The organism is Bacillus sp. FSL R7-0685 (genome assembly GCF_038002425.1).
Taxonomy (GTDB): domain Bacteria; phylum Bacillota; class Bacilli; order Bacillales; family Bacillaceae; genus Bacillus; species Bacillus subtilis.
Window position 1 is genome coordinate 4,080,394 of sequence record NZ_JBBOCN010000001.1, and the last position, 6,413, is coordinate 4,086,806.

Consider the following 6,413-nt stretch of genomic DNA (forward strand, 5'->3'; position numbering starts at 1 on the left):
CTACTCGGCTATCTTCGCAATGCGTCCCTGCTCTAAATACACCAATAGAATTGAAATGTCCGCCGGGTTTACACCGGAAATGCGGGAAGCCTGGGCAACAGACAAAGGCCGTACATTTTTCAGTTTTTGACGCGCCTCGGTCGCAATCCCCTTAATTGCGTCATAATCAATTCGGTCTGGAATTTTTTTATTTTCCATCTTCTTCAGTTTTTCCACTTGCTGAAGAGATTTTTCAATATATCCTTCATATTTCACTTGGATTTCTACTTGTTCTGCCACGTCTTGAGGAACCGGCACTTCTGGCGGCGCCAGTTTTGTGACTGTTTCATAGTTCATTTCAGGACGTTTCATCAAGTCTGTGCCGCGAACTCCATCTTTCAATTCGCTTCCGCCAAGAGAACGGATATATTCTTGATTTTCCGGAGACGGCTTGATAATTACAGAATGAAGACGTTTTTTCTCCGCCTCGATCGCCGCTTTTTTCTTCTCAAAAGCCGCATAGCGCTCATCAGAAATCAATCCAATGCGATGTCCGATTTCTGTCAGACGCAAATCAGCATTGTCATGGCGAAGCAGCAATCTGTATTCCGCACGTGATGTCAAAAGACGATATGGCTCATTGGTACCTTTTGTCACAAGGTCATCAATCAGAACACCAATATAGGCGTCAGAACGGCTTAGAATTACTTCTTCTTTTCCAAGCGCTTTTCGTCCTGCATTGATTCCCGCCATAATCCCTTGTCCCGCAGCTTCTTCATAACCGGATGTTCCGTTAATTTGGCCTGCAGTATAAAGGTTTGTGATTTTTTTGGTTTCAAGTGTCGGCCATAGCTGTGTCGGTACGATTGCATCATACTCGATCGCATAGCCGGCTCTCATCATTTGCACGTTTTCAAGTCCAGGAATCGTTGCAAGCATTCTTTGCTGTACGTCTTCTGGAAGACTTGTAGATAAACCTTGGACATAGACTTCCTGTGTATTTCTGCCTTCCGGCTCAAGGAAGATTTGGTGACGCGGTTTATCATTAAAACGGACAACTTTGTCTTCAATGGATGGGCAGTATCTTGGGCCCGTACCTTTGATCATACCGGAATACATCGGTGAACGGTGCAGGTTGCTGTCAATAATCTCATGTGTCTCAGGGCTTGTATATGTCAGCCAGCAAGGGAGCTGATCTGTGATATATTCCACTGTTTCATATGAGAAAGCGCGAGGCACATCGTCACCAGGCTGAATTTCCGTTTTGCTGTAATCAATCGTGTCGCTTTTAACGCGAGGCGGCGTACCTGTTTTAAAACGAACAAGGTCAAAACCGAGTTCCTCCAAATGCTCAGAAAGCTTAATAGAAGGCTGCTGGTTATTCGGGCCGCTTGAGTAAGACAGATCGCCAAGAATGATACGTCCTCTTAAATATGTCCCTGTCGTCATGACAACTGCTTTCGCACGATAATGTGCGCCTGTTTGTGTAATAACGCCTCGGCATTCGCCGTCTTCAACGATCAGCCGCTCCACAATTCCTTGCAGCAATGTTAAGTTTGGTTCTTTTTCAAGCGTATTTTTCATTTCGTGCTGATATTGGAATTTGTCTGCTTGCGCACGCAATGCACGAACCGCAGGACCTTTTCCTGTATTCAGCATTCTCATTTGAATATGTGTTTTATCGATGTTTCTTCCCATTTCTCCGCCGAGCGCGTCAATTTCGCGGACGACAATCCCTTTTGCGGGGCCGCCGACAGACGGATTACATGGCATAAATGCAACCATATCTAGGTTGATGGTCAAGACAAGCGTTTTGGCGCCTTGGCGTGCAGATGCGAGGGCAGCCTCAACACCGGCATGCCCGGCGCCAATCACAATCACATCGTATTGGCCTGCTTCATACCCCATGATTCTAGTTCCTCCTTTAATTATTTTCCTAAACAGAATTGAGAAAAGAGCTGATCAATTAAGCTTTCGTGGACAGAATCTCCAATGATTTCCCCTAAAAGCTCCCAGCATCTTGTAAGGTCAATTTGCACCATGTCGATCGGGACATCCTGTTCGATGCCGCTAAGCGCATCTTCAATGGCGCGTTTTGCTTGCTGTAAAATAGAGATGTGACGTGTGTTGCTGACATAAGTCAGATCACCGCTTTCAATGGCACCCGTGTAGAACAGTGATTGAATCGCTTCTTCCAGATCATTGATGCCTTCCTCTTTTAAAAGAGATGTCGTAACAACTGGACGTCCATTGGCAAGCTCACGGACACGTTCAGTGTCAATCTTTGGCTCAAGGTCAGTCTTATTCAAAATCACGATAACATCCATGCCCTCAACGGCTTCAAAAAGCTTCACGTCTTCTTCAGAAAGCTCTTCACTATAATTAAGCACAAGTAAAATCAGGTCCGCTTCCTTTAGGACCTGGCGAGAACGTTCAACACCGATTCGCTCAACAATATCCTCTGTTTCACGAATACCTGCTGTATCAACCAGACGAAGCGGAACGCCCCTTACATTCACGTATTCCTCAATCACATCCCGTGTCGTTCCGGGAATATCGGTTACAATGGCTTTTGCCTCATGAACGAGGCTGTTCAGAAGAGATGATTTTCCTACGTTTGGCCGGCCGATAATGACGGTAGAAAGACCTTCACGCAAGATTTTTCCTTGCTCAGAAGTCCTCAGCAGCGTCTCAATTTCCTTTTTCACGGCGGTTGCCTTTTCGACTAAAATCTGATGCGTCATTTCCTCTACATCATCATACTCCGGATAATCAATATTCACCTCAACATGGGCCAGTGTTTCTAAAATCTCACTGCGCAAACGGCGCACCAAAGCAGAAAGACGCCCTTCCATTTGATTCATAGCAACGTTCATTGCCCGGTCCGTTTTCGCTCTGATTAAGTCCATAACCGCTTCCGCCTGTGAAAGATCGATTCGGCCGTTTAAAAACGCACGTTTCGTAAATTCACCAGGCTCTGCCAGTCTCGCTCCCTCTCTCAATGCAAGCTGCAGCACTTGGTTCACAGTCACAATTCCCCCGTGACAGTTAATCTCGATGACATCTTCTCGTGTAAAAGTTCTCGGCGCTTTTAACACTGATACCATTACTTCCTCAACGACACGATCCGAAGGTCTGTCTACGATATGACCATAATGAATCGTATGTGATTCGACCGAGCTGAGTGTTTTCCCCTTCGGTCCCTTATAAATTTTATCTGCGATTTGAATGGCTTCTGGTCCGCTCAACCGTACAATCGCAATCGCGCCTTCTCCCATCGGTGTGGAAATTGCCGCAATTGTATCCATGTTGTTCACCTCTCTTTACTTATACTTCATCTATATAAAAAAATTTTTATTATGCCAAAACTAAAAGATAACATAGTTTGGTTCGAAGTGGAAGATTTGTTATCCACAGAAATAGAAATTCGTCCCTTATTACTTTAACTTATCCACATGTGAATAACAATTAATTTTATTTCCTGAACTTCCTTTTTATCAACAGGATACACCTAAAAAGAAAAAACTTAAACGGCAAAACCTTGATATTACTAGGAAAAGTAGATTTTTCGGATACAAAAAAACCGAAATCCAATTTTTATCGGACTTCGGTTTTATGCTATCTTTTATGGGAAATAACGAGATGACGATTTTCGCCTTCACCCATTGAATATGTTTTGATCTGGTGGTTTGCATATCCAGAAAGAGTATCGTGAATAATTTTTCTTTCGCTGGACGGCATGGGCTCAAGCTGGATGGATTTTTTCGTTTTCAAAACTTGGTCAGCAAGCTTGATGGCCAGCTGGCTCAGTGTTTCTTTTCTTTTCAAACGATAGTTTTCTGCATCCACCGTCACATTTTTATATTGGCCTGGATAACGGTTAAGGGCAAGCTGTGTCAAAGTTTCAAGGGCGTTTAAAGTTTGTCCTCTTTTCCCAATCAACAATGCTGCCTTTTCACCTGTTATATGATATCTCACTGTCTTTTTGCTTTCTTGAACAGTCACATCAGACTTCCCGGCAATGGCTTCGGCAATCGTTTGAAGATATAACTTCGCTTGCTGAATCGGATCAATCTTTTCAACCAGCTTTACGATCGCAGGCTTTTTACCGAAAATACCGAGAAACCCTTTGTTTCCCTCTTCAATAACAGTAATTTCTACCTTATCCTTCGTTAATCCCAACTCTTGCAATCCGGACTGTACTGCTTCATCGACATTTCGCCCTGCAGCAGTCACATTCCTCACTTTTTCTTTCCTCCGGCTTTTTGCGGCTCAGGATTTTTTTTAATATCAGGTCCTTTAATGAGGAAAGTTTGCGCAATCATAAACAAGTTACCAACTACCCAATAAAGAGAAAGAGCCGCCGGGAAGTTGATCGCAAATACGATAATCATAATTGGCATAATCCAAAGCATCATCGCCATTTGCGGATTTTGCTGCGCATTGCCAGCCATCATCAGTTTTTGCTGAACAAATGTAGCGACACCGGCAACGATAGGAAGAATATAGTAAGGATCTTTTTCTCCTAAGTCAAACCATAAGAAGCTATGCTCTGAAATCGCCTGGGTTCTCATGATCGCATGATAGAATCCAATTAAAATCGGCATCTGGATCAAAATCGGGAAACATCCCGCCAATGGATTGACACCATGCTTTTGGAATAAAGCCATTGTTTCCTGTTGAAGCTTTTGCTGCGTTTTTTGATCCTTTGAGCTGTATTTTTCTTTAAGCTTTTGCATTTCCGGCTGTAAAGCCTGCATCGCTTTCGAACTTCTCAGCTGCTTAATCATCAGCGGTAAAATTAATAAACGAATTAAAATGGTAACTAGAATAATTGAAAGCCCGTAGTTATCTCCCGTCAATTTCGCTACATACGTAATGAGCTCAGACAATGGATATACTACGTACTTGTCCCAGAAATGCGGACTATCTGCAGTGATCGGCTCTTTCACACTCGAGCATCCAGCCAAAAGCATGAATACGCCAACCATACTTAATAGCAACCCTATTCTCCTTTTCAACAACATTTCCTCCTATAATTAATCTTTACACTCTTTTATTGCAAAGCATACTTGTATGTATTTTAGCATCTTTCAGTTTTAAATGGTGTCTTTTTCTGATCAACCAGAAAGGAAGCGCTTTTAAAAGTTGTAAGAAAGCAGTGGTGATGCCTACTTTGACGAAGATTTCTTATATAATGAAGACTTTCTGAATAGATGCTGCAGACTTTTTTTCGTTTCCTCATATGTCAGCTGGCTCGCCGGTTTTCTGGCAATAATGATGTAATCCTTTTCCTTCAGTCTCTCTTTCTCCTCAAGAAAGGCCTGCCGAATCAAACGTTTGATCCGATTTCGCATCACAGCATTGCCAATTTTTTTGCTGACGGAAAGCCCGACACGCAGTTCATCATTTTCAGGCTGATCAAGCGTATATAAGACAAACTGGCGGTTTGCAACTGATGTCCCATGTTTAAACACTTTTTGAAAATCTTCATTTTTCTTTAAACGATTTCGCTTCTTCAAATGACTCACTCCGATACTGGCTGGCAGAAACTTTTAAAATTTATTATGAACATGAGATGCATCTGAACCAGGAAGCATGCCCCAGTTCATTACGCATCACATCTATCTTTTCCCATAACGTGAAAAAAGACCACTGACATTATTCAGTGGCCTAAGCTGATAATACTTTTCTGCCTTTGCGGCGACGGCGTGCTAAAACTAGACGACCGTTTTTTGAACTCATACGGCTTCTGAAGCCATGAACTTTGCTGCGTTTACGGTTATTCGGTTGGAATGTTCTTTTCATTTATGACACCTCCCTCGAGGAATAGCTGTTAAAGACAGTCTTACTTATTATATTTGCGTTACCTATTCATTGTCAACTTCACTAGTGCTTTTATTTCTTGCAACCATAATAGGATACCATACCTTTTCAACTTTCGAAACCTTATTTTTTAGATTCCTTAATTTTACGGAAAAAAGACAAATTCAAACAATTTGCCCCTAAAATCACGCATGTGGATATCTTTTTCGGCTTTTTTTAGTATCCACAGAGGTTATCGACAACATTTTCACATTACCAACCCCTGTGGACAAGGTTTTTTCAACAGGTTGTCCGCTTTGTGGATAAGATTGTGACAACCATTGCAAGCTCTCGTTTATTTTGGTATTATATTTGTGTTTTAACTCTTGATTACTAATCCTACCTTTCCTCTTTATCCACAAAGTGTGGATAAGTTGTGGATTGATTTCACACAGCTTGTGTAGAAGGTTGTCCACAAGTTGTGAAATTTGTCGAAAAGCTATTTATCTACTATATTATATGTTTTCAACATTTAATGTGTACGAATGGTAAGCGCCATTTGCTCTTTTTTTGTGTTCTATAACAGAGAAAGACGCCATTTTCTAAGAAAAGGAGGGACGTGCCGGAAG

General features: G+C 42.2%; 6 protein-coding genes. All 6 read right to left on the bottom strand.

Annotated elements, in window-relative coordinates; genetic code table 11:
- Positions 1-1,887 carry a tRNA uridine-5-carboxymethylaminomethyl(34) synthesis enzyme MnmG gene (gene mnmG / locus MKY50_RS21215; protein ID WP_003226825.1) on the bottom strand — a complete coding sequence of 629 codons (1,887 nt, stop codon included), beginning with the start codon at positions 1,885-1,887 and terminating at the stop codon, positions 1-3.
- A 20-nt stretch (positions 1,888-1,907) separates the two neighbouring features.
- Positions 1,908-3,287, bottom strand: coding sequence for a tRNA uridine-5-carboxymethylaminomethyl(34) synthesis GTPase MnmE (gene mnmE, locus MKY50_RS21220; RefSeq protein WP_046381482.1), 1,380 nt, complete (start codon positions 3,285-3,287; stop codon positions 1,908-1,910).
- Positions 3,288-3,597: 310 nt separating this feature from the next.
- Positions 3,598-4,224 carry an RNA-binding cell elongation regulator Jag/EloR gene (jag, locus tag MKY50_RS21225; protein WP_003243764.1) on the bottom strand — a complete coding sequence of 209 codons (627 nt, stop codon included), beginning with the start codon at positions 4,222-4,224 and terminating at the stop codon, positions 3,598-3,600.
- Complete coding sequence (spoIIIJ, locus tag MKY50_RS21230; RefSeq protein WP_010886648.1) at positions 4,221-5,006, bottom strand: YidC family membrane integrase SpoIIIJ; 786 nt, start codon at positions 5,004-5,006, stop codon at positions 4,221-4,223. The genes jag and spoIIIJ overlap by 4 nt, the downstream gene beginning before the upstream one ends.
- Before the next feature lie 144 nt (positions 5,007-5,150).
- On the bottom strand, positions 5,151-5,501 hold the full coding sequence (gene rnpA / locus MKY50_RS21235; RefSeq protein ID WP_003242628.1) for a ribonuclease P protein component: 351 nt from the start codon (positions 5,499-5,501) through the stop codon (positions 5,151-5,153).
- 151 nt (positions 5,502-5,652) lie between these two features.
- Positions 5,653-5,787, bottom strand: coding sequence for a 50S ribosomal protein L34 (gene rpmH / locus MKY50_RS21240; protein ID WP_003178075.1), 135 nt, complete (start codon positions 5,785-5,787; stop codon positions 5,653-5,655).
- Positions 5,788-6,413: the final 626 nt, after the last annotated feature.